We start from the raw sequence: 21,790 nt of genomic DNA on the forward strand, positions 1-21,790 counted from the left end.
CGTCGGACGGCGGCGGCTGGGCCAGCAGAAGATCGCGTAGGAGGTTGAGGAACTGGGCTTCGCTGGCGAGGGCGCCGACTCGATGGCATGCACCTCGCTCGCCTAGCTGCCCCGACGGCCCGACAGCGCCGAACAAATCGTGTGATCCCATGATGTGGGCAGCCTGTGCGGCGGCCGATTCTGTTAGCGGCTCACTGGGGACCCTCCCTTCCCCTCCGGGGCCGGCCTTTTCTGTGGTGGGAACGGGCCGGTCCTCCGGCGTCGAGGCCGCCGACCCCAGCTGTACGGGGCCGGCGGCCTCACGTGTTCAGGAGGGCTCGGTCAGGCCGTCGCCTGGGCCGCCTCGGTGAGGGTCTCGACGAGGTCGAGCCGCTCCCACGGGAACGCGTCGCGGCCGAAGTGGCCGTAGGCCGCCGTCCGGCGGTAGCGCGGGCGGACGTCGCCGTCGGAGTCGATGAGCCCGAACCGCTCGATGATGGCCGCTGGCCGGAGGTCGACGTGCTCGGTCACGAGCGCGGCCAGTTGGGCGTCGGTGAGCCCGTGCTGCGCCGTCCCGTTCGTGTCGACGCGGATCGAGACGGGGTCGGCCACGCCGATCGCGTAGGCCACCTGGACGAGCGCCTCGTCGGCGAGCCCGGCCGCCACGAGGTTCTTGGCGACGTGGCGCGTGGCGTAGGCCGCAGAGCGGTCCACCTTCGAGGGGTCCTTGCCCGAGAACGCGCCGCCGCCGTGTGCCCCCTTCCCGCCGTACGTGTCGACGATGATCTTCCGGCCCGTGAGGCCGGTGTCGCCGTGCGGCCCGCCGATGACGAACGTCCCGGTCGGGTTGACGTGGAGCACGAGGCCGTCGTCGACGAGCTCCGCCGGGAGGACGTGTGGGAGGACGTGCTCGCGGACGTCGGCCTTGATCTGGGCCAGCGACGCGCCATCATCGTCCGGGTCGATCTCGTCGTGCTGGGTCGAGAGGACGACGGTGTGGACCCGCTTGGGCGTCCGGCCGTCGGCCTCATATTCGATGGTCACCTGGCTCTTGGCGTCGGGCCGGAGGTAGGTCATCACCTCCCCGGCCTTCCGGATGTCGGCGAGCCGCTTGACCAGCCGGTGGCTCAGCATGAGCGCCAGCGGCATGAGCGTCTCCTCGTCCTCGCGCGTGGCGTAGCCGAACATCATGCCCTGATCGCCGGCGCCCTGCTCGGCGTGGAGCCCGCGGTCGTCGTCGACGCCCTGCGCGATGTCGGCCGACTGCTCGTGGATCGAGACCAGGACGCCGCAGCTCCGGGCGTCGAACTGGAGGAGCGGGTCGGTGTAGCCGATCTCCTCGATCGTCCGGCGGACGACCTCCTGGACGTCGACGTAGGTGTCGCTCGTGACCTCGCCCGAGACGACGACGAGGCCGGTCGTGCAGAGGGTCTCGATGGCGCAGCGGCTGCGCGGGTCGCCGGCGAGGAACGCGTCGAGGAGGGCGTCGGAGATCTGGTCCGCGACCTTGTCGGGGTGGCCTTCCGAGACCGACTCGGAGGTGAAGAGGATCGCCATGGGAAACGCAACGGGAGGACGTGGGCGACGAAGGTAGCGGCACCCCGTCCGCCTCGGCGTCGGATTCGCCCCCCTGCCGATGGCCTCAACCGCGTCTTCCGGGAATCTGCGGCGGGGGGCGTGCGTAAGGAGGGCCGCCACCGCCCCGTCCGGCCCCTCGGACCGCCGGGCCGATTGCCCGCCCCGGCCGGCTGGCGTAGCTTTCCCGCCCTCATGGCGCCGTTTCGCGCCCGCCCCCTCTACCCGACCCACCCCCCATGGCCGCCGAGTCCACCGAACAGCGCATCAAGGAGATCATCGTCGAGAAGCTCGGCGTCGACCAAGCCGACATCACGCGCGAGGCCTCGTTCACCAACGACCTTGGCGCGGACTCCCTCGACACCGTCGAGCTCATCATGGAGTTCGAGAAAGAGTTCGACATGACCATCCCCGACGAAGACGCCGAGAACATCGCCACCGTCGGCGACGCCATCGACTACGTCGAGGCCAACAAGGAAGGCTAGCGTTCTCGTCGGCCCTTCGCTCTGAGTCTCTTGCCGGCGGGGCGCCCCACAGCGCACCGCCGGTTTTGTATCGCGCCGCGTCCGCGGCGCCCGCTCGCCCCTCCCCCATGTCGTTCTCCGACCGCCGCGTCGTTGTCACCGGCCTCGGCGCGATCACGCCGCTCGGCCACTCGGTCCCCGCCTTCTGGGACGCCATGATGGAGGGCCAGAGCGGCGCCGGCCCCATCACCCACTTCGACGCCAGCGAGTACCCGACGCGGTTCGCCTGCGAGGTCTCCGACTTCGACCCCGGCGACTACCTCGACCGGAAGGAGGCCCGCCGGCTCGACCCGTTTGCCCAGTACGCCATCGTCGCCGCCGACGAGTCGCTCCGCGACGCCGGCATCGACACCGAGGCGCTCGACGCCGAGGAGAAGACGCGGATGGGCGTGGTGATGGGCTCCGGGATCGGCGGGATGAAGCTGTTCCAGGACCAGGTCGTGGAGTACGCCGAGCACGGGCCGCGCCGGCTCAGCCCGTTCTTCGTGCCGATGATGATTATCGACATGGCGCCCGGCCTGATCTCGATGCGCCACGGCCTCCACGGGCCGAACTACGCGACGGTCTCGGCCTGCGCGACCTCGAACAACGCGATCGGCGACGCCTGGATGGTCATCAAGGCCGGCCTCGCCGACGTCATGGTGGCCGGCGGGACCGACGCGAGCATCACCGAGGTCGGCCTGGGCGGGTTCGGCAACATGAAGGCGCTCTCGACCCAGAACGACGACCCGCTCCACGCCTCCCGTCCGTTCGACGCGGGCCGGGACGGGTTCGTGATGGGCGAGGGCGCCGGCTCGCTCGTCCTCGAGGACTACGAGCACGCCAAGGCCCGAGGCGCCAAGATCTACGCCGAGGTCACCGGCCTCGGCATGTCGGCCGACGCCCACCACATCTCGGCCCCCCACCCCGAGGGGCTGGGCGCCAAGCTGGCCATGGAGCAGGCGCTCCAGACGGCCGGCGTCGCGCCCGAGGCCGTCGACTACCTCAACATGCACGGGACGAGCACCCCGCTCGGCGACGTGGCCGAGACGAAGGCGATCAAGGCCGTCTTCGGCGAGCACGCCTACGACATGAACCTGTCGTCGACGAAGTCGATGACGGGCCACCTCCTCGGCGCCGCCGGCGCCGTGGAGGCCATCGCCTCGATCCTCGCCATCACGAACGGCCGGATCCCGCCGACCATCAACTTCGAGACGCCGGACCCGGCCTGCGACCTCAACTACACGTTCAACGAGCCCCAGGACCGCGACGTGAAGGTGGCGCTCTCGAACGCGTTCGGGTTCGGCGGGCACAACACGTGCGTCGTGTTCGAGAAGGTCGAGGACGAGTAGGCCCGCTCCGTTCGAGTTCCGCGGGGGCGGTGGGCGATGGCCTGCCGCCCCGTGCTGTTTCAGTCCCGCCACGGAGGTCCCGAGGCGGACCGCCCTCGGCGAGAGGGTCCGCCTATCTTCGCGGCTCCCCTTCCCGACCGCGCATGGACCCCGCCGAGGCCGCCCTCATCACCGAGCCCACCCAGGTCGCCGCCCTCCTAGCGGCCGTGCTCGCTGGCGTGTTCGCGCTCTCGCGCGTGGCCGCACTGGAGAAGCTGTTCGACGTCGTCCCGCCGGTGATCTGGGCGTACTTCGTGCCCATGCTCCTCACGACGGCAGGCGTGACGCCGGCCTCGAACCCGGCCTACGACTGGTTCAGCTACGTGCTGCTCCCGTTCGCGCTGTTCCTGCTGATGATCACGATCGACCTCCGCGCGATCTTCAGCCTCGGGCCCCTCGCGCTGGCGATGATGCTCGTCGGCACGCTCGGCATCGTGATCGGCGGGCCCATCGCCTACCTCGCCGTCGGGCAGTTCATCGGTGACCCGGAGACGTGGAAGGGGATGGCCGCGCTCTCCGGCTCGTGGATCGGCGGCACGGCCAACATGCTGGCGCTCAAGGAGTCGGTCGGGCTGAGCGACGCCGGGCTCGCACCGATCATCGTCGTCGACACGGTCGTGGGCTACGGGTGGATGGCGGTCCTCCTGTTCCTCTCGGGCTACCAGGCCCGGTTCGACCGCTGGGTCGGCGCCGACACGGCGGCCATCGACCGCGTCAACGCCACGCTCCAGGCCATGGACACCTCGCGGCGACCGTCGACGACGGCGACCGTGGCCATGATCGTCGGCCTCGGCTTCGGCGCGGCCGTCCTCTCGCGCGTGCTCGGCGGGCTGCTCCCCACGCTCGGCGACCCCACGATCATCTCGGGCGGGACGTGGGCCGTCCTCCTCGCCGTCACGGCCGGGCTCGCCCTCTCGTTCACGCCGATGCGCCAGCTCGAGCCCGACGGCGCCAGCCGGATCGGGTTCGCCGCGCTCTACCTGCTCCTCACGTCGATCGGCGCGACGGCCGACCTCGCCGCCGTCCTCCAGGCGCCGTCCTACCTCCTGATGGGCGTCGTCTGGCTGGCCGTCCACATCAGCCTCCTGTTCCTCGCGGCGAAGCTGCTCAAGGCCCCACTCTTCTTCGTGGCGACGGGCTCGATGGCGAACGTGGGGGGGGCCGCCTCGGCGCCGATCGTGGCCGGGGTGTACCTCCCCGCGATGGCGCCCGTCGGCCTGCTGATGGCCGTGGCCGGCTACGTCCTGGGCATCTACGCCGCCCTCGGCTGCGCCTGGATGCTCGGTCAGCTGGGCGGGTGAGTTCAGGGTTCAGAGTTCGTCGGTAGCAGCGACACGCGCCGAACGCTGAACTTCCCCGTCTGCACTTACCCCAGCGCCCGCATCACCGCGAGCGCCCGGCCGAGGACGAAGTACTCCGGGTCGTCGGGGCGGACCGTCTCGTCGGCGTAGGTCCGGTCGGCGGCGCGGAAGTGGAGCCGGTCGTTGACGACCTCGAACTGGCGGACCACCACGTGGTCGTAGAACAGGACCGCGGCCATCGCCCCGTTCGGGACGTCTCGCCAGTCCCGCTCCTCGACCACCACGAGGTCGCCCTTCCGAACGCCGGCCCCGTTCATCCCGTCGTCGCCGACGCGGACGCCGAGGCAGTCGTCGAGGTCGACGTCGTCGGGGAGCAGCGCGGGGTCGACGAGGAGCGGACGGCGCGAGCGCGGGAGCGGGTGGTCGGCCGTCTCCGACGTCATCATCCGCGCCCGCCGCCCGACGCCCTCCTTCAGCTTGAGCATGAGGACGCCGGGGGGTTCGTCGGCGTCGTAGCCCCGCTCCTCATCGACGAGCTCGATGCCGCGCGCCTCGTGCTTCGTCCGCGTGATGTAGCCCTTCTCCTCCAAGACCACGAGCATCTTGTAGACGCCGTTCGTCGACTTGATGCCGAGGCTCTGACCGATCTCCTTGATCGTCGGCGGCTTCCCGTTGCGGCGGACGTACGTGCGCAGGAATTCGTAGACCTGGTTCTGCCGCTCGGTCAGGGCGGGGCGGGCGGAGGAGGCGGGCATCGTGACGGAGGGGCTAGGGGATCTCCTGACGGCAAGCTAGCACGGTGAAATCATTTTCACCCGCCTCCCAAACAGGGTGAAATCATTTTCACTTTTGGCCATTCAGAGGGCGTTTGGAGGTGAAGGCAGGTGAGGAACGACGGGACTTATCCACAAAAACGGGCCGTTTGGGCCATTTTTGAGGGGGTGGGGTACTTTGGGGGAGCAGTGGGGAAAAGTGGGGAATCCGCCCCACAGCCTGGCGGCCCCTTCTGCGCACACACCCTCCCGGCCGTGGCCGGTTTTAAAGGACAAGCGGAGAACTCCATCGACGGGAAGGGCCGAATGCCCGTCCCGGCGAAGATGCGACGGGCGCTCAGCCCGGACGCCAAGGAGACCTTCGTGGCCACCCGCGGGATCGAGCGCTGCGTCTTCCTCTACCCCCTCAACGTGTGGGAGGAGATCGAAGAGGCCGTCCGGGAAAAGAACCAGTTCGTCGCGGCCAACCGCGACTTCGTCCGGACCATCGCCATGTGGGCGGACGAACTCACGCTCGATGGGCAGGGACGCGTCGGGCTCCCGAAGAACCTCATCGACTTCGCCGGGCTGCAGACCGGGAGCAAGGCCCTCGTCATCGGGGCCTTCGACCGCATCGAGGTCTGGGACCCCGACGTGTTCCAGGCCCACCTCAACGACCAAGACGAGTCCTACGAGTCGCTCGCGGAGCGAGTGATGGGCGGGATCTAACCCCCCGGAGATCCCACCTATGTATCCATGACCGCCGTCCCCTCCATGACCCGCCCTCGCCGCCCGCGCCGCGCCGACCGCTCCGACGTCCCTCGCGTCGGGCCCGGCTCCGACGTGGGCGCCGACGGCGCGCAGGGGGGCGGCGGTGTGGATGCGCTCCGCTACGCCACGGCCTACCACGCCCCGGTGCTGGCGGCCGAGACGCTCGACCTCCTCATCACCGACCCGGCCGGCCTCTACGTCGACGGAACGCTCGGCGGCGGCGGCCACTCGGCCGCGCTCCTCGACGCGCTCGGCGAGGGCGCCCTCGTCGTCGGCATCGACCAGGACCCGGAGGCGCTGGCGACGGCGCGCGCTCGACTGGCCGACGCCGAAGCCGCCGGCCGCTTCGTCGCGCTCGAAGGCAACTTCGGCGACCTCGGCGCGCTGCTCGGCCGGGCCGGGCTGGGGCCAGCCCACGACCGCCCCGCGACCGGCGTACTCCTCGACCTCGGCGTGAGCAGCCACCAGATCGACGAGGCCACGCGCGGCTTCGCGTTTTCCGCCGAGGGTCCGCTCGACATGCGGATGGCCGCCGGCGGCACCGAGGCGGGTGAGACCGCCGCCGACCTCATCGCTCGTCTCGACGCCGACGCGCTGGCCGACGTCATCTATCAGTACGGCGAGGAGCGCCGCTCGCGTGCGATCGCGCGCGCGATCAAGAAGGCCGCCCCCACGACGACCGCCGAGCTGGCCGACGCCGTCCGCGCCTCGGTGCCGACGCGCGAGGAGGTGAAGTCGTTGGCCCGCGTCTTCCAGGCGCTCCGGATCGCCGTCAACGGCGAGATGGACGTTCTGGAGCGGGCGCTCCCGGCCGCGCTCGACGTGCTGGCAGACGGGGGCCGCCTCGCGGTCATGTCCTACCACAGCCTCGAAGACCGCCGGGCCAAGCAGTTCCTCAAGACCGGCCGGTTCACGGCGCAGGTCGAGAAAGACTTCTACGGCAACCCGATCACCCCGTGGGCCCCGGTCACCCGGAAGCCCGTCACCGCGAGCGACGCCGAGATCGCCCGCAACCCCCGCGCGCGGAGCGCCCGCCTCCGCGTCGCCGAAAAGCAGACTCCCCCCGGACCCTCCGAGCGACGCCCGGGAGCGTGAGCGGACCGCGCGGCATCAGCCGGCCCATCCGCCCCCGCCTCCGGGCCTCGCCCTCCACTGCTCCCCACCACGCCATGCCCACGACAGCCTCCAAGCCGAAGCGCGCGTCCAAACGAACGGCCACCTCGCGTGCGCCGCTCCCGGGCTGGACCGACCTCCCGGCGTCGCCGCCTTCGAAGCTCGTCGGCGGGGCGAAGCGGGCGAAGGCCGGCGCCAAGAAGGCCAAGAAGGAGGCGGAGAAGAAGATCCGCCGGGCACGGCCGCTCGACGCCGTCCCCAGCCTCCGCTTCGGGCTGACGACGCTGGCGGTCTGCCTCGTGCTCACCCTTTTCCTCGGCCACGCCTACGCCACGCGCGCCACGCTCGACGCGCTCCAGGAGGCCCGCCGCGACAACGAGCGGCTCCGCCTGACGCACCAGCGCCTCCAAGGCGACGTCGACCGGATGATGGGCCCCCGCGCCGTCATGTCCGAGGCGGCCGCCCTCGGCCTCGAAGAAGGCATCGCCTACGGCCCCACGATCCGCCTCGACGACTAGCCGACTCGGCGCCCCGTAAGGCGCCTCCTCACGTAGCCCCTGCCTCCCATCGCCGCTCGCGACTCCATCCTCACCCGCCTCTACGGCGTCTTCGTGGTGCTCCTGGCGCTGCCGGTCCTCGTGGCCGCGCAGCTCGTCCGGATCCACCTCGCGGACGGCGACGAGCTGCGCGCGCAGGGCGAGCGGCAGTCGGAGAGCGTGATCGAGCTCGCGGCGCAGCGGGGCGCGATCCTCGACCGCCGCGGCCGGGCGCTCGTCGTCAACACGGCGCGGTTCGAAGTGGCGGCCGACCCGACGGTCGCCGGCTTCGAGGAGCGGGCCGACGAGCTCTACGCCCTCCTCGGCGAGCTCACGGGCCGGGGCACGAGCCACTTCCGCCAGCGCGTCGCCAACCGGTCCAGCCGCCAGTACGTCGTCCTCGTGCGTGACCTCGACGAGGCGTCGAAGGAGGCCCTCGACGCGGGCGGCTTCCGCGGGCTCATCGTCCAGGGCTCGTACCAGCGGCGCTACAACTACGGCGCGCGAGCGGCCCACGTGCTCGGCCACGTCACGCGCGACCTCCGCGGGGTGGCCGGCCTCGAGATGACGCTCGACGAGGCGCTCCAGGGCGCGCCCGGCCGGCAGGCCGTCCAGCGCGACCGCCGCGGCCACGTTCGCGCCGTCGTCGGCGGGACGCGCGTGGAGCCGCGCCAGGGCGACAACGTGGTCCTGACCATCGACCTCGTGCGGCAGGCGATCCTCGAGGAGGAGCTCGCCCGCGGCGTCGAGGCGGCCGGGGCCGCCTGGGGCACGGCCGTCGCCCTCGACCCCAAGACGGGCGCGATCCTCGCGATGGCGAACGTCCCGACGTACGACCCGAACCGCGCCGGGGCCTACTCCGACGCCGCCCGCCGCAACCACGCCGTCGTCGACCGGATCGAGCCGGGCTCGACGTTCAAGCTGGTCACGGCCATCGCCGCCGTCGAGAGCGGGGCCGTCGCGCCGGAGGACGTGTTCGACACCGGCGCCGGCTGGCACGTCTTCCACGGGCGGACGGTCCAGGACGCCCACGCCTACGGCCGGATCACGTTCGCCCAGGCCATCGCCAAGTCGTCGAACATCGCGATGGCGCTGGCGGCCCAGCGGATCGGGCCGGGCCCGCTGTACGAGGCCGCCCGCGACCTCGGCTTCGGCCAGCCCACGTTCGTCGACCTCCCCGGCGAGGTGGCCGGCTCCCTCCGCAAGCCGGAGGACTGGAGCGGGGCCACGCTGACGTCGATGAGCCGCGGCTACGGCGTCGAGGTGACGCCGCTCCAGCTGGCCGTCGCCTACAGCGCGTTCGCCAACGGCGGCCTCCTCGTTCGCCCCTTTATCGTGGCCGAGCGGCGCGACCCGGCGACCGGGCGCGTCGTGTGGCAGGCGCCGCAGGACTCGGTCCGCCGCGCGTTCCGCGCCGAGACGGCCGAGCGGCTGATGCCCCACTTCGAGGCCGTCGTCAGCGAGGACGGCACGGCGGAGCGGGCGGCCGTCGAGGGCCTCCGGATCGCCGGCAAGACGGGCACGGCACAGCGCGCCGTCGGCGGCGGCTACTCGCGGACGTACCGGGCCTCGTTCGTCGGGATGTTCCCGGTCGAGGACCCCGAGGTCGTGCTCGCCATCGTCCTCGACCGACCGACGAACGGCTACGGGGGTGGGACCGTCGCCGCGCCCATCTTCGGCGCTACGGCACGCCGCTGGATCGGCACGTTTCCGACGATCGCCGAGCGCGTGGCGCCGTCCGGGATGATCGCCGCGCGGACCGGCGCGCTCGTCCCCGACATCGACGGGCTCCCGGCCACGCTCGCCGCCCAGCGCGCCCGCGCCGAGGGCCTCCGCGTGCGCTACGACGAGGACCTCCCGTGGCGGACCGTCTCCGCGCGCGTCGAGACCGACTCGCTCGACCTCCGCGACCCACTCCGCCTCGACGCCTCCGACGAGGTGGCCGAGGGCCGGATGCCCGACCTCCGCGGTCGGAGCGTCCGCGAGGCCGTCGCGTGGCTCCGCTCGCTCGGCGTCGACGCCCGCGTCCGCGGGCACGGCGTCGTCCGCCGCCAGTCCGTCGCCCCGGCGCGCCCGCTGCCCGCGACGGTCGCGCTCACCGCCTCGAGACGATGAGCGCGCTCCACGACCAGGCCCCCGCGGTCCACAACGCGCCCGTCGCGCTCGCCGAGTTGGCGACGCGGCTGCGCGAGCGCGGCCTCCTCGCCGGCGACGTCGCCGGCCCGACGGACGCGCTCATCCAGGACGTCACGATTGACAGCCGCCGCGCGGCCCCCGGGGTTGTGTTCGCGGCCATCTCCGCCGATACCCACACGGGCCGTGACGGCCACGACTTCGTCGACGACGCGCTCGCGCGCGGCGCCTCGGCGGTCCTCGTCTCCGACGAGTGGCTGCAGGGACGCCCCGAGGCGGCGTCGGCCCCGGTACCCTTGGGGAAGGGTGAGCGTCTCCCCGGCGCGGCTCTCGTTCCGGCAACGGATTCGAGAGCCGCGCTGGCGGAGATCGCGGCGGACGTCTACGGGCGGCCCGGCGACGCGCTCGCCCTCCTCGGCGTGACCGGCACGAACGGCAAGACCACGACGGTCTTCCTGCTTCACCATCTGTTGACCTCGCTCGGTCAGACCGCCGGCCTCGTCGGGACCGTCGAGAACCGGATCGGCGCCGAGCGCTACGCAACGCAGTTCACGACGCCCGAGGCGCCGGCCCTCCAGCGCCTGTTGCGGGCGATGGTCGAGGCCGGCTGCTCCCATGCCGCGATGGAGGTTTCGAGCCACGGGCTCGCCCTCGACCGCGTCCGCACGCTGCCCTTCCGCGTCGCCGTCTTTACGAACCTTACGCAGGACCACCTCGACTACCACCGGACGTTCGCCGAGTACGAGGCGGCCAAGAAGCGCCTATTCGACGGCCTCGGCGCCGACGCCGTCGCCGTCGTCAACGGCGACGACCCGGCGCACACGCGGATGACGGCCGGCACCGCCGCACGCGTCGTGACCTACGGCACGTCGGCGGGCGTCGACGTCCGCGTCGAGGTGATCGAGAACGCCGTCGACGGCCTCACGCTCCGCCTCGGCGGCGTCGAGCGGCGGTTCCGGATGGCGGGCCGGTTCAACGCCCTGAACCTCGCCGCAGCGTACGCGACCGGCGTCGCGCTCGGTTTTGCCGAGTCCGCCTGCCTCGACGCGCTCGCCGAGGCGCCCGGCGTGCCCGGCCGGTTCGAGACGGTCCGCGCCGGCGGCGTCCTCGGCGTGGTCGACTACGCGCACACGCCGGACGCGCTCGACAACGTCCTCCAGACCGCTCGCGAGATCGTGCCCGAGGGCCGCCGGCTCTGGGCCGTGTTCGGCTGCGGCGGCGACCGCGACGCCGGGAAGCGCCCGCTCATGGCCCGGGTCGCCGAACGGATCGCCGACCGCGTCGTGATCACCTCCGACAACCCGCGGACGGAAGCCCCCGACGCCATCCTCGACGATGTCGAGGCCGGGCTGGAGCGTCCCGACGCCGCCCTCCGCATCACCGACCGCGCGGCGGCCATCGCCGCGGCGGCCGAGCGGGCCGAGCCGGGCGACGTGGTCGTCGTCGCGGGCAAGGGGCACGAGACGTACCAGATCGTCGGGACCGAGCGCCGTCACTTCGACGACCGCGAGGCGCTCCGCGACGCCCTCACCACCCGAGCCGAGGCCCTCTAGTGCTGTACCTCCTCTTCGAGTGGATCGAGCGGACCTTCGCGCCGCCGGGCTTCCAGGTCTTCCAGTTCTCGACGGTCCGCGCCGGGCTGGCGGCCGGGACGGCCCTGCTCGTGGCCCTGTTCGCCGGCAAGAAGATGATCCGCGCGCTCCGGACCCGGCAGATCGGCGAGACGATCCGCGAGGGCGAGGACGCCGGCGCCGTGAGCCATGCGCACAAGGCCGGGACGCCCACGATGGGCGGCGTCATCCTCCTGCTGGCGCTCGCCGTCGGCGTGCTCCTCTGGGGCGACCTCACGAACGCCTACGTCTGGGTCGCGCTCGGCGCGACGCTCTGGATGGGCGCCTTCGGCTTCGCCGACGACTACATCAAGGTGGTCAAGAAGAACAAGGAGGGCATCGCGCCGAAGGTGAAGCTGGCCGGCCAGCTCTCGCTCGGCGTCTTGGTCGCGCTCCTCATCGTGTTCGTGCTCCCCGACGACGGGCACTCCGACACGTTCACGTCGCTCCCGTTCGTCCCCGACGGCGGCATCGACTACGACTTCCTCTCGCCCCTCGTCGGGACCGAGGTGGGCTGGATCATCTACATCCCCGTCATCACGTTCATCCTCACGGGCGTGTCGAACGCGGTGAACCTCACCGACGGCCTCGACGGGCTGACGGCCGGGACCGCGGCGTTCGCGACGCTCGCCCTCATCGGGATGACGTACATCACGGGCAACGCGAACCTCTCGGCGTTCGTCAACGACATCTACCTCCCGGGCACGGGCGAGCTCGTGATCTTCGGCGCGGCGCTGTCGGCGGCGTGCTTCGGGTTCCTGTGGTACAACGGGCACCCGGCGCAGGTCTTCATGGGCGACACCGGGAGCCTCGCGCTCGGCGCGGCGATCGGCACGCTCGCGATCCTGATCAAGAAGGAGCTGTACCTCCCGGTGGTCGGCGCCATCTTCTTCGCCGAGACGCTGAGCGTCATCATCCAGACCGTGTGGTTCAAGTACACGCGGAAGCGGTACGGCGAGGGGCGCCGGGTCTTCCGGATGGCGCCGCTGCACCACCACTACGAGGCCCTCGGGGTGCACGAGTCGAAGATCGTGATCCGGTTCTGGATCGTGACGGCGCTGCTCTCGATCCTGGCCATGTTCCTCTTCCGGATCCGATGAGCGCGGCCACGCCCCTGCTCCCGCCGATCCGGCCCGAGGCGCTGCCCGGGTTCGGGGGCACCGTGCCCACGGCCGAGGCGCTCCGCGACTCGGTGAAGGGCGCCCGCGTGACGGTCGTCGGCGGCGCCCGGTCGGGCCTCGCCGTCGCCCGCCTCCTCGCGCGCCGCGGCGCCACCGTGTTCCTCACCGACCACCACCCCGCCGAGGCGGGCGTGGCCGAGAGCCTGAAGAAGGACGGGGTCACGAGCGAGTTCGGCGGCCACACGCCCCGCGCGCTCGACGCCGACTGGCTCGTCCTGAGCCCGGGGGTGCCGACGACGACGAACCTCGTCCAGTCGGCGCTGCGGCAGAAGAAATCGGTCTACGCCGAGCTCGAGGTCGCGAGCTGGTTCTGCCGCGGGCCGATCGTGGCCGTGACCGGCTCGAACGGGAAGACGACGACGACCTCGCTCATCGCGCACCTCTGCGCCGTCGACGGCCGCAAGCACGTCGTCGCCGGCAACATCGGCTACCCGCTCTCGGACTACGTCGACGACGTCGACGAGGACACGGTGGTGGTCCTCGAGGTGTCGTCGTTCCAGCTCGACCACGTCGTCACGTTCCGGCCGCACGTCGCGGTGTTGTTGAACGTGACGCCCGACCACCTCGACCGCTACGGGCACCAGCTCGAGCGGTACGCGGCGGCCAAGTTCCGCCTGTTCGCCAACCTCCAGTCGTCCGACTGGCTGGTCTACAACCACGACGACGCCCGCGTCCGCGAGCACGTCCTGCAGTGGTCCGCCGAGCGCGGGCTCGCCCCCGTCGCCTTCTCGGCCGACGGCGAGCCCTCGCCCGGCGCCTTCGTGCGCGACGGGCACATCGTCCTGGACCTCCCCGCACTCGGCACCAGCCCCGACGGGCTCGGTGCGTCCCCCACCATGCTCAGATCCGAGGACCTCATGCCCACGTCCGACCTCGCGCTCCGCGGGCGCCACAACCTCTACAACTCGCTCGCCTCGGCCATCGTGGCCCGGGCCGTCGAGATCCGGAGCGACGTGGTCCGCGAGAGCCTCACGTCCTTCGAAGGCGTGCCGCACCGCCTCGAGACCGTCCGGACGGTCGGCGGCGTCCGGTTCGTCAACGACTCGAAGGCGACGAACGTCAACGCCGTCTGGTACGCGCTCGAGAGCTTCCCCGCGCCCGACGGGCCGAAGGTGGTGCTGATCGCGGGCGGGCGCGACAAGGGCAACGACTACGAGCCGCTCAAGCGCCTCGTCGAGGAGCGCGTCAGGGGGATCGTGGCGATCGGCGAGGGCGCCGACGCCATCGAGCAGGAGCTCGGCCCGCACACCGGCCGCGTCGCCCGCGCCGACTCGATGGAGGAGGCCATCCAGTACGCCCAGCTCATGGCCGAGCCCGGCGACACGGTCCTCCTCAGCCCCGCGTGCGCCTCGTTCGACATGTACGAGAACTACGAGGACCGCGGCGACACCTTCAAGCGCCTCGTCCACGCCCTCTAGCCCCGCCCGCCTCGACGCCGAGGCCGACCGACTCGACTCCGATGGCCACCGCCGCTACTGCACAGCTCCCACGCCGACCCGCCGACCGGGCCGTGATCTGGGCCGTCCTCGCGCTGAGCGCGATGGGCGTGATCGCGGTGTACTCGGCCATCTCGTTCCTGGCCGAGACGAAGTCGGGCGGCGACACCGAGCGGTTCCTGTTCCGGCACCTCCTCCGGGTGGGGCTGGCGCTCGGCGTCGTCGGCGTGATGTCGCTCGTCAACTACCGCTGGCTCGCGCGGCTGTCGAAGGTGGCCCTCATCGGGTCGCTCGGGCTGCTCGTGGCCGTCCAGGCGCTCGGCGCCGTGACGAACGGGGCGCAGCGGTGGCTGGAGCTCGGGCCCATCTCGTTCCAGCCGTCGGACCTCGCGAAGGTGGCGCTCGTGCTCCACGTGGCCGTCCTGCTCGCGAGGAAGCAGGACTACATCGGCGACGTGACGCGCGGGTTCGTCCCGCTCCTGGTGTGGATCGCGCCGACGGTGCTGCTCATCGGGATGGAGGATTTGTCGACGGCGGCCGTCCTCTCCATGACGATGGGCGCGATGCTGTTCGTGGGCCGCGTGAAGGTGCTCCACATGGCGGCCGTCGGGCTGGCCGGGCTGATCCTCGCCGTCGGGTTCCTCGCCTCGTCGCCGCAGCGGGCGGCGCGGATGGAGGCGTGGACCGGGATCGAGCTGTTCGCCTCGAACAACGAGGCCGTCGAGATCTCCGGCGCCGACGAGAACTACCAGGCCGACCAGGCCCGGATCGCCATCGCCATGGGCGGGCTGACGGGCGTGGGGCCGGGCAAGAGCGTCCAGCGCGATTTTCTGCCGGCTCCGTACAACGACTTCATCCTCGCCATCATCGCCGAGGAGTACGGTTTGGTGGGCGCGCTGCTCGTCCTGTTCGTGTTCGTCTGGATCCTCGGGCGGGGGTTCCTCCGGGTCGCACGCGGCGCGCCGGACCCGCTCGGCTTGTTCTTGGCGACCGGCCTGACCACGGCCGTCGTGCTCGGCGGGTTCGTCAACGCCATGGTCACATGCGGACTGCTGCCCGTGACCGGGCTGGCGATGCCGTTCGTCAGCTACGGCGGCACGTCGATGCTCGCCACCGGTGCCATGGTCGGGATCCTCCTCAACGTCTCGCGCCACGCCACCTCCTAGCTCCCTCCGCCTCGGCCCCGAGGCCGACCGACTCCCGCCCCTTGTGACCGCCACCGCCCCCCCGACGACCGACACGCGCGCCGCCCTCCCGGCGGGGACGCCGCGCGTGCTGTTCGCCTGTGGCGGCACGGGCGGGCACGTCTACCCGGCCATCGCCATCGCCGACGCCGTCCGCCAGATTCGGCCGGACGCCGCGGTCGCCTTCGCCGGCACGCGCGACCGGATGGAGTGGGAGGCCGTCCCGAAGGCCGGCTACCCGATCCGCGCCGTGACGGTGAGCGGCTTCCAGCGGAGCCTGTCCGCCTCGGCGATCGCGCGGAACCTCGCGTTCCCGTTCAAGCTGGCCAAGGGCCTCTGGGACAGCTGGCGGCTCGTCGGCACGTTCGAGCCCGACGTGGTCGTGGGCACGGGCGGCTACGCGAGCGGCCCGGTCGGGCTGGTGGCGTCGATGCGCGGGGTCCCGCTCGTGCTCCAAGAGCAGAACGCCTACGCCGGGGCCACCAACAAGCTGCTGGCGAAGCGCGCCTCCGAGGTGTTCCTCGCCTTCGAGGCCGCCGCGCCCTACTTCGAGGGCGCCGAGACGGCGGTCTCGGGCAACCCGGTGCGCCAGGATCTCGTGGGCGTCGACCGCGCCGAGGCGCGTGCCCACTGGGGCGTGCCCGAGGGCACCGACGTGCTCCTCGCCATGGGCGGCTCGCTCGGCGCCGGGCCCATCAACGGCGCGCTCAAGCTGGCCATCGAGGGCCTCCTGGCGAACGAGCAGACGTTCGTGCTCTGGGCCGCCGGCAAGCGCTACTACGACACGCTCCGCGAGGCCGTCCCGGACCATCCGCGCCTCCGCCTCGTCCCCTACCTCGACCGGATGGACTTGGCCTACGCCGCGGCCGACCTCGCGCTGTGCCGATCCGGTGCCATCACCTGCTCTGAATTGGCCGTCACCGGTACGCCCTCCGTCCTCGTCCCCAGCCCCAACGTCACCGCCGACCACCAGACGAAGAACGCCCGCGCGCTCGTCGACGCCGGCGCGGCCGTGCTCCTGCCCGAGACCGACCTCGCCCGTCGCTTCGACGACGTCGTCCCGCCGCTCCTCCACGACGCCGAGGAGCGCCAGCGGATGACCGAGGCGGCCCTCGCCATCGCGCGGCCCGAGGCCGCCGCCACCATCGCCGAGGCCGTCGTGGCCCTGGCCGAGCCCCGAGGCGACCGATGAGCGAGACGCGCAAACATGGAGAGATGGGCACCGTCCGCCGGATCCACATGGTGGGGATCGGCGGGATCGGGATGTCGTCGATCGCCGAGGTGCTCCTGAACCGCGGGTTCGAGGTCACCGGCTCCGACCTCAAGAAGAGCGACGTGACGGCCCGGCTCGAAGAGCTCGGCGCCGCGATCTACGAGGGCCACGCGGCCGAGCACGTCCAGGACGCCGACGTCGTCGTGTACTCGTCGGCGGTGAAGAACCCGGACGAGAACCCCGAGACGGCCGAGGCCCAGCGCCGGCTGATCCCCATCATCAAGCGGTCCGAGATGCTCGGGGAGCTGATGCGCGCCAAGCGCGGCGTCGGCATCGCGGGCACGCACGGGAAGACGACGACGACGACGATGGTGGGCCTCGTGGCTCAGCACGCCGACCTCGACCCGACGATCATCGTCGGCGGGAAGGTGGCCGTGTTCGGGTCGAACGCGGTCGCGGGCGGTGGCGAGATCATCGTCGTCGAGGCCGACGAGTACGACCGGACGTTCCTCCGGCTGGCGCCCATCGTCGCCGTCGTGACCAACATCGAGGCCGACCACCTCGACATCTACAAGGACCTGGACGACATCAAGGACGCGTTCGTCCAGTTCGCGAACTCGGTCCCCTTCTTCGGCGCCGCGATTCTCTGTCTCGACGACGAGAACGTGCGGAGCGTGCTCGGGCGGATCCATCGCCCGGTTCGCACCTACGGGACGAGCCGCCAGGCCTCGCTCCGAGCCGAGACCGTGGACCAGGTCGGTGCCGAGACGCGCTTCGACGTCTACGAAGGCGTCGAGCGTCTCGGCACCGTCGTCCTGCAGGCGCCGGGCCTCCACAACGTCCGCAACGCCCTCGCGGCCGTGGCGGTCGGGCTCGAGCTTGGCGTCCCGTTCGAGACCATCGTCGAGGCGCTCGCCACGTACCAGGGCGTCGACCGGCGCTTCCAGGTCAAGGGCGAGGCCGAGGTCACGATGGACGGCGAGACCGGGACCGTCCTCGTCGTCGACGACTACGCCCACCACCCGACCGAGGTCGAGGCCACGCTGGCCGCCGCCGCGCGGGGGTGGAGCGACCGGCGCGTCGTGGCCGTCTTCCAGCCGCACCTCTACAGCCGCACCCGCGACCTCGCCGAGGAGTTCGCCCTCGCGTTCTACGACGCCGACGTCCTCGTCATCACCGACGTGTTCCCGGCGCGCGAGGAGCCCATCGAGGGCGTGAGTGGCAAGACCATCGCCGACCTCGCCCGCCAGTACGGCCACCGCGACGTCCACTACGTCTCGCAGAAGGGGGCGCTCCCGGCCCACCTCCACAGCCTCGTCCACCCCGGCGACCTCGTCGTGACGATGGGGGCCGGCGACGTGTGGCGCTTTGGCGAATCGTTCCTCACCCAGCTCCAGACCGGCGACACCACGCCGGTCGGCGACCGATGACCACGCGACGCACCAAGAAAACGGCCGATCGCCGTCGCCGCGTCCTCCGGGGCCTCGGGCTCGTCGTGCTCGCCCTCGGGCTCGTCGCCGCCTGGGTCTGGCAGCGGACGCTCCCGCTCGAGGCCATCGCCGTCGTCGGGGCCGAGCACGCGCCCGAGGCGGAGGTGGCCGCCCTCACGCGGGCCGAGCCCGACTCGGTCGCCCTGTTCTCGCTCTCGCCGGCCCTCATGGAGGACCGCGTCCAGGCCCACCCGTGGGTCGCTTCGGCGTCCGTGCGGCGCCTCCCGACGGGGACGCTCCGGATCGCCGTCGAGGAGCGCGTACCGGTCGCCCTCGTGCTCGACGCCGAGGGCCGCCAGAGCCACTTCCTCGACGCCGAGGGCTACGCGATGCCCATCGCCGCCGCGTCGCCGGCCGTCTACGACGTGCCCGTGCTGACCGGCGCCCCGCCCTACCACCCGACCCAGCCGGTCGCGGGCGGCCTCCGCTCGTTCCTGGCCGCCCTCGCGACGGCCGACGAGGCGACGCAGGCGCTCGTGTCCGAAGTCGCGTGGGGCCGCCGCCCGACGCTCTGGACCACGCCCGTCGCCGCCCACGGCAGCCTCCCGGTCCGCCTCGGGACCACGCCGGGCGAGCACGCCGACCAACTCCGCCGGCTCCGCGCCTTCTGGGACCAGGCCGTCCTGCCCCAGCCCGAGGTTCGGTTCGACCTCGTCGACCTCCGCTTCGACGGCCAGGTCGTGACGCGCGAGCGCGGCCCCGCCCCCGACTCGACCGAGGCCGCCGCTCCAGCGGCCTCGACGCCTCCCGCCTAACTCCACCCTCCCCCACACACCATGCCTCACCCCGAACTGGCCGGCGACCGCGTCGTCGTCGGCGTCGACATCGGAACCACCAAGATCTGCGCCGTCGTCGCGAGCGCCGACGACTTCGGCCGGATCCACGTCCGCGGCGTCGGCGTGGCCGAGTCCGAGGGCCTCAACCGCGGCGTCGTCGTCAACATCGACAAGACGGTCGACGCCGTGAAGCGGGCGATCTCGGAGGCCGAGCACTCCGCCGGCATCGAGACCCAGTCGGTCGTCGTCGGCATCGCCGGCGACCACATCCAGTCGTTCCAGAGTCGCGGCGTGATCACGGTCGCGGGCGGCGAGATCGACAAGGGCGACGTCCTCCGCCTCCTGGAGGACACGAAGCACGTCGCCATGCCGGCCGACCGCGAGATCCTCCACGTGCTCCCGCAGGAGTTCATCGTCGACGGGCAGGACGGCGTGGCCGACCCGATCGGGATGAGCGGCGTCCGGCTCGAGGCCAACGTCCACATCATCACCGGGCTGGTGTCGGCGGCGAAGAACGTCTACCGATGCATCGAGAAGGCCGGGTATGCGGTCGATGACATCGTCCTGGAGCCGCTCGCGAGCAGTCACGCCGTGCTCCACGACGACGAGAAGGAGGTCGGTGTGGTCCTCGTCGACATCGGTGGCGGGACGACCGACATCGCCATCTTCGAGGACAAGACGATCCGCCACACGGCCGTCGTCGCCGTCGCCGGCAACAAGGTGACCGACGACCTCCGCAAGGGGCTCGGCATCCTCCACGACCAGGCCGAGCGGCTCAAGCGCGAGTTCGGCGTGGCCCTGGTCGACATGGTCGAGGCCGACCAGGAGATCCAGATCCCCGGCATCGGCGGGCGCCCGGACAAGTCGATCGGGCAGTCGACGCTGGCCCAGATCATCCAGCCGCGGCTCGAGGAGATCCTCGAGTTCGTGGCCATCGAGATCAAGCGGTCGGGCTACGGTCGGCACCTCTCGGCGGGCGTCGTCCTCACGGGCGGCGGCGCGCTGATCCCGGGCACGGCCGCGCTCGCGGCCGAGATCCTCGGGCTGGAGGCCCGCGTCGGGCGCCCGCTCGGGCTCGCCGGCGGCCTCGTCGAGGAGGTCGACGACCCGAAGTACGCGACCGGCGTGGGCCTCGTGCTCCACGGGCTGCGGACGGGCGCCGGCCGGGGGGCCTCGCTCCTCGCGCCCGCGCCCCAGACGGACGACGCGACCGCGCCGGAGCCGGCCCGCGAGCCCGTCGAGGCCCTCGGCGACGGCTACGACTCGGACCCGGACGGGCTCGTGAACAAAATCGCGAGTCGCATGCGGAGCTGGTTCGACGAGCTCTAGGCCTCCCCCCACTTATCAACACCCCCGCGGCAGGGCTGCGGAGCCGGTACCTTACCGGTTGTCCTGCCGACGCCTCACAACCCTGGCAAGACACACCCTTTCGGAGGGACCCCAATGGACGATTTCAGCACCCGATTTGCATTCGACGACGACGCACAGGACACGGCCCTGATCCGTGTCGTGGGCGTGGGCGGCGGAGGCGGCAACGCCGTCAACAACATGCTCGCGAAGGGCATCCATGGCGTCGAGTTCGTCGCCATCAACACCGACGCCCAGGCGCTCCAGGCCAACCAGGCGCCGAGCAAGATCCAGGTGGGCCGCGAGCTCACCAAGGGGCTTGGCGCCGGCGCCCGGCCCACCGTCGGCGCCAGCGCCGCGCAGGAGAGCCAGCGCGAGATCGAGGCGGCCCTCGACGGGGCCGACATGGTCTTCGTGGCGGCTGGCATGGGCGGCGGGACCGGCACGGGCGCGGCGCCCGTCGTGGCCGCGCTCGCCAAGAAGATGGGCATCCTCACGGTGGCCGTCGTGACGAAGCCGTTCAACGCCGAGGGCCGCAAGCGCGGCAAGATGGCCGAGCAGGGCATCGAGCAGCTCCGCGAGGTCGTCGACACGCTCATCATCATCCCGAACGAGCGGCTCCTCGACGTCGCCGACGACAACACGACGGTCGTGGAGGCCTTCGAGATGGCCGACGACGTGCTCTACAACGCCACGCGCGGGATCTCGGAGCTCATCACGGTCCACGGCCTCATCAACCTCGACTTCGCCGACGTCCGGACGACGATGCTCGACGGCGGGACGGCGCTCATGTCGAGCGCCATCGCCTCGGGCGAGCGCCGGGCCGAGCGCGCGGCCAAGGAGGCCATCTCGAGCCCGCTCCTCGACGGCATCTCGATCGCGGGCGCGCGGAACGTGCTCGTCAACATCACGGCCGGCGTCGACCTCGGCATCCGCGAGGCGACCATGGCCACCTCGGTCATCCAGACCGAGGCGGGCGAGGAGGCCGAGGTCATCTTCGGCACGGTCATCGACGAGACGCTCGGCGACTCGCTCCGGGTGACGGTCATCGCCACCGGGTTCGATCAAACCGGCCGCCAGGACGAGGCGGAGGCGCCGGCTCAGCGGCCGCGCGTCGTGCTCGGGTCGAACGGCGGGGCCCCGCCTTACAAGGGCGAGGACAACCTCAAGACGCTCGACGTGCCGGCCTACGAGCGCCGCGCACCGCTCCACCCCGAGCGCGTCCGCGAGGACGAGGAGGTCGCGGACCGCGAGAAGGCCGAGGGGCGCCGCCCGTCGAACGTCCGCCCGCTCCCGAACGCCACCCCGCCACGCCGCGAGCGGATCAACAAGGACGACACGGACGTGCCGGCCTTCCTCCGCCGCATGATGGACTAGCGGATACCAGGGCCCGTCCGCCGACGTTTTTCCCACATCTCGGGTGTGACGGACCTGTGGCACTCGCCGTCCCTACCCTCGGGCTGGGACGCAACGATCCCCCCGGACAACTTCGCCAGGGT

Annotated in this window: 18 protein-coding genes; 16 read left to right on the forward strand and 2 right to left on the reverse strand. The window is 71.9% G+C overall.

Translation table 11 applies throughout. The features are described from left to right. Positions 1-321 precede the first annotated feature (321 nt). Positions 322-1,536: a methionine adenosyltransferase gene (gene metK / locus BSZ37_RS02975; protein ID WP_095509114.1), complete on the reverse strand. Its 1,215-nt coding sequence runs from the start codon at positions 1,534-1,536 to the stop codon at positions 322-324. 257 nt (positions 1,537-1,793) lie between these two features. Between metK and BSZ37_RS02980 the strand changes: the two genes are divergently transcribed. The 3 genes from BSZ37_RS02980 to BSZ37_RS02990 all read left to right on the forward strand — a co-directional run bounded on the left by BSZ37_RS02980 (position 1,794) and on the right by BSZ37_RS02990 (position 4,749). Continuing rightward, entirely contained in the window at positions 1,794-2,039 is a 246-nt protein-coding gene (locus BSZ37_RS02980) for an acyl carrier protein (protein ID WP_095509115.1), read from the forward strand. Between the two features lie 107 nt (positions 2,040-2,146). Further along, positions 2,147-3,409 (forward strand): beta-ketoacyl-ACP synthase II, encoded by a 1,263-nt coding sequence (gene fabF, locus BSZ37_RS02985; protein ID WP_095509116.1) that lies wholly within the window; start codon positions 2,147-2,149, stop codon positions 3,407-3,409. Positions 3,410-3,552: 143 nt separating this feature from the next. Continuing rightward, a complete protein-coding gene (locus BSZ37_RS02990) occupies positions 3,553-4,749 on the forward strand; it encodes a DUF819 family protein (protein WP_095509117.1) in 1,197 nt (398 codons plus the stop codon). Between the two features lie 65 nt (positions 4,750-4,814). Here the strand turns inward: BSZ37_RS02990 and BSZ37_RS02995 are convergent, their stop codons facing one another. Next, a complete protein-coding gene (locus BSZ37_RS02995; protein WP_095509118.1) occupies positions 4,815-5,504 on the reverse strand; it encodes a LexA family protein in 690 nt (229 codons plus the stop codon). Between the two features lie 324 nt (positions 5,505-5,828). On the opposite strand from BSZ37_RS02995, the gene BSZ37_RS03000 reads away from it, so the two are divergent. The 13 genes from BSZ37_RS03000 (at position 5,829) to ftsZ (ending at position 21,668) form a co-directional block, all read left to right on the forward strand. Beyond that, on the forward strand, positions 5,829-6,230 hold the full coding sequence (locus BSZ37_RS03000) for a division/cell wall cluster transcriptional repressor MraZ (protein WP_245838593.1): 402 nt from the start codon (positions 5,829-5,831) through the stop codon (positions 6,228-6,230). A 45-nt stretch (positions 6,231-6,275) separates the two neighbouring features. Next, positions 6,276-7,367 (forward strand): 16S rRNA (cytosine(1402)-N(4))-methyltransferase RsmH, encoded by a 1,092-nt coding sequence (gene rsmH / locus BSZ37_RS03005; RefSeq protein ID WP_095512296.1) that lies wholly within the window; start codon positions 6,276-6,278, stop codon positions 7,365-7,367. 74 nt (positions 7,368-7,441) lie between these two features. Next, on the forward strand, positions 7,442-7,903 hold the full coding sequence (locus BSZ37_RS03010; RefSeq protein WP_095509120.1) for a hypothetical protein: 462 nt from the start codon (positions 7,442-7,444) through the stop codon (positions 7,901-7,903). A gap of 96 nt (positions 7,904-7,999) precedes the next feature. Then, a complete protein-coding gene (locus BSZ37_RS03015; RefSeq protein WP_143537545.1) occupies positions 8,000-10,036 on the forward strand; it encodes a penicillin-binding transpeptidase domain-containing protein in 2,037 nt (678 codons plus the stop codon). Continuing rightward, the gene (locus BSZ37_RS03020) at positions 10,033-11,607 is read left to right on the forward strand and encodes a UDP-N-acetylmuramoyl-L-alanyl-D-glutamate--2,6-diaminopimelate ligase (protein ID WP_095509122.1); all 1,575 of its coding nucleotides are present in this window, start codon (positions 10,033-10,035) and stop codon (positions 11,605-11,607) included. The genes BSZ37_RS03015 and BSZ37_RS03020 overlap by 4 nt, the downstream gene beginning before the upstream one ends. Then, positions 11,607-12,764, forward strand: coding sequence for a phospho-N-acetylmuramoyl-pentapeptide-transferase (mraY, locus tag BSZ37_RS03025; RefSeq protein WP_095509123.1), 1,158 nt, complete (start codon positions 11,607-11,609; stop codon positions 12,762-12,764). Before BSZ37_RS03020 ends, mraY begins: the two co-directional genes overlap by 1 nt. Further along, positions 12,761-14,263, forward strand: a complete 1,503-nt coding sequence (gene murD / locus BSZ37_RS03030) for a UDP-N-acetylmuramoyl-L-alanine--D-glutamate ligase (RefSeq protein WP_095509124.1) — start codon at positions 12,761-12,763, stop codon at positions 14,261-14,263. Before mraY ends, murD begins: the two co-directional genes overlap by 4 nt. Positions 14,264-14,304: 41 nt before the next feature. Further along, positions 14,305-15,447, forward strand: coding sequence for an FtsW/RodA/SpoVE family cell cycle protein (locus BSZ37_RS03035; protein WP_095509125.1), 1,143 nt, complete (start codon positions 14,305-14,307; stop codon positions 15,445-15,447). Positions 15,448-15,490: 43 nt separating this feature from the next. Then, positions 15,491-16,657, forward strand: a complete 1,167-nt coding sequence (gene murG / locus BSZ37_RS03040; protein ID WP_218830378.1) for an undecaprenyldiphospho-muramoylpentapeptide beta-N-acetylglucosaminyltransferase — start codon at positions 15,491-15,493, stop codon at positions 16,655-16,657. After that, positions 16,654-18,108, forward strand: a complete 1,455-nt coding sequence (gene murC, locus BSZ37_RS03045) for a UDP-N-acetylmuramate--L-alanine ligase (protein WP_095509126.1) — start codon at positions 16,654-16,656, stop codon at positions 18,106-18,108. Before murG ends, murC begins: the two co-directional genes overlap by 4 nt. After that, the gene (locus tag BSZ37_RS03050) at positions 18,105-18,923 is read left to right on the forward strand and encodes a cell division protein FtsQ/DivIB (protein ID WP_095509127.1); all 819 of its coding nucleotides are present in this window, start codon (positions 18,105-18,107) and stop codon (positions 18,921-18,923) included. The genes murC and BSZ37_RS03050 overlap by 4 nt, the downstream gene beginning before the upstream one ends. 21 nt (positions 18,924-18,944) lie before the next feature. Further along, the gene (gene ftsA, locus BSZ37_RS03055) at positions 18,945-20,273 is read left to right on the forward strand and encodes a cell division protein FtsA (RefSeq protein ID WP_095509128.1); all 1,329 of its coding nucleotides are present in this window, start codon (positions 18,945-18,947) and stop codon (positions 20,271-20,273) included. Between the two features lie 114 nt (positions 20,274-20,387). Continuing rightward, positions 20,388-21,668 carry a cell division protein FtsZ gene (ftsZ, locus tag BSZ37_RS03060; RefSeq protein WP_095509129.1) on the forward strand — a complete coding sequence of 427 codons (1,281 nt, stop codon included), beginning with the start codon at positions 20,388-20,390 and terminating at the stop codon, positions 21,666-21,668. Positions 21,669-21,790: the final 122 nt, after the last annotated feature.

The sequence above is a fragment of the Rubrivirga marina genome (genome assembly GCF_002283365.1).
Lineage (GTDB): Bacteria > Bacteroidota > Rhodothermia > Rhodothermales > Rubricoccaceae > Rubrivirga > Rubrivirga marina.

Coding starts and splice junctions, on each gene's coding strand:
- metK (WP_095509114.1), bottom strand. CDS start 1,536: ATGGCGATCCTCTTCACCTCCGAGTCGGTCTCGGAAGGCCACCCCGAC.
- BSZ37_RS02980 (WP_095509115.1), top strand. CDS start 1,794: ATGGCCGCCGAGTCCACCGAACAGCGCATCAAGGAGATCATCGTCGAG.
- fabF (WP_095509116.1), top strand. CDS start 2,147: ATGTCGTTCTCCGACCGCCGCGTCGTTGTCACCGGCCTCGGCGCGATC.
- BSZ37_RS02990 (WP_095509117.1), top strand. CDS start 3,553: ATGGACCCCGCCGAGGCCGCCCTCATCACCGAGCCCACCCAGGTCGCC.
- BSZ37_RS02995 (WP_095509118.1), bottom strand. CDS start 5,504: ATGCCCGCCTCCTCCGCCCGCCCCGCCCTGACCGAGCGGCAGAACCAG.
- BSZ37_RS03000 (WP_245838593.1), top strand. CDS start 5,829: ATGCCCGTCCCGGCGAAGATGCGACGGGCGCTCAGCCCGGACGCCAAG.
- rsmH (WP_095512296.1), top strand. CDS start 6,276: ATGACCCGCCCTCGCCGCCCGCGCCGCGCCGACCGCTCCGACGTCCCT.
- BSZ37_RS03010 (WP_095509120.1), top strand. CDS start 7,442: ATGCCCACGACAGCCTCCAAGCCGAAGCGCGCGTCCAAACGAACGGCC.
- BSZ37_RS03020 (WP_095509122.1), top strand. CDS start 10,033: ATGAGCGCGCTCCACGACCAGGCCCCCGCGGTCCACAACGCGCCCGTC.
- murD (WP_095509124.1), top strand. CDS start 12,761: ATGAGCGCGGCCACGCCCCTGCTCCCGCCGATCCGGCCCGAGGCGCTG.
- BSZ37_RS03035 (WP_095509125.1), top strand. CDS start 14,305: ATGGCCACCGCCGCTACTGCACAGCTCCCACGCCGACCCGCCGACCGG.
- murC (WP_095509126.1), top strand. CDS start 16,654: ATGAGCGAGACGCGCAAACATGGAGAGATGGGCACCGTCCGCCGGATC.
- BSZ37_RS03050 (WP_095509127.1), top strand. CDS start 18,105: ATGACCACGCGACGCACCAAGAAAACGGCCGATCGCCGTCGCCGCGTC.
- ftsA (WP_095509128.1), top strand. CDS start 18,945: ATGCCTCACCCCGAACTGGCCGGCGACCGCGTCGTCGTCGGCGTCGAC.
- ftsZ (WP_095509129.1), top strand. CDS start 20,388: ATGGACGATTTCAGCACCCGATTTGCATTCGACGACGACGCACAGGAC.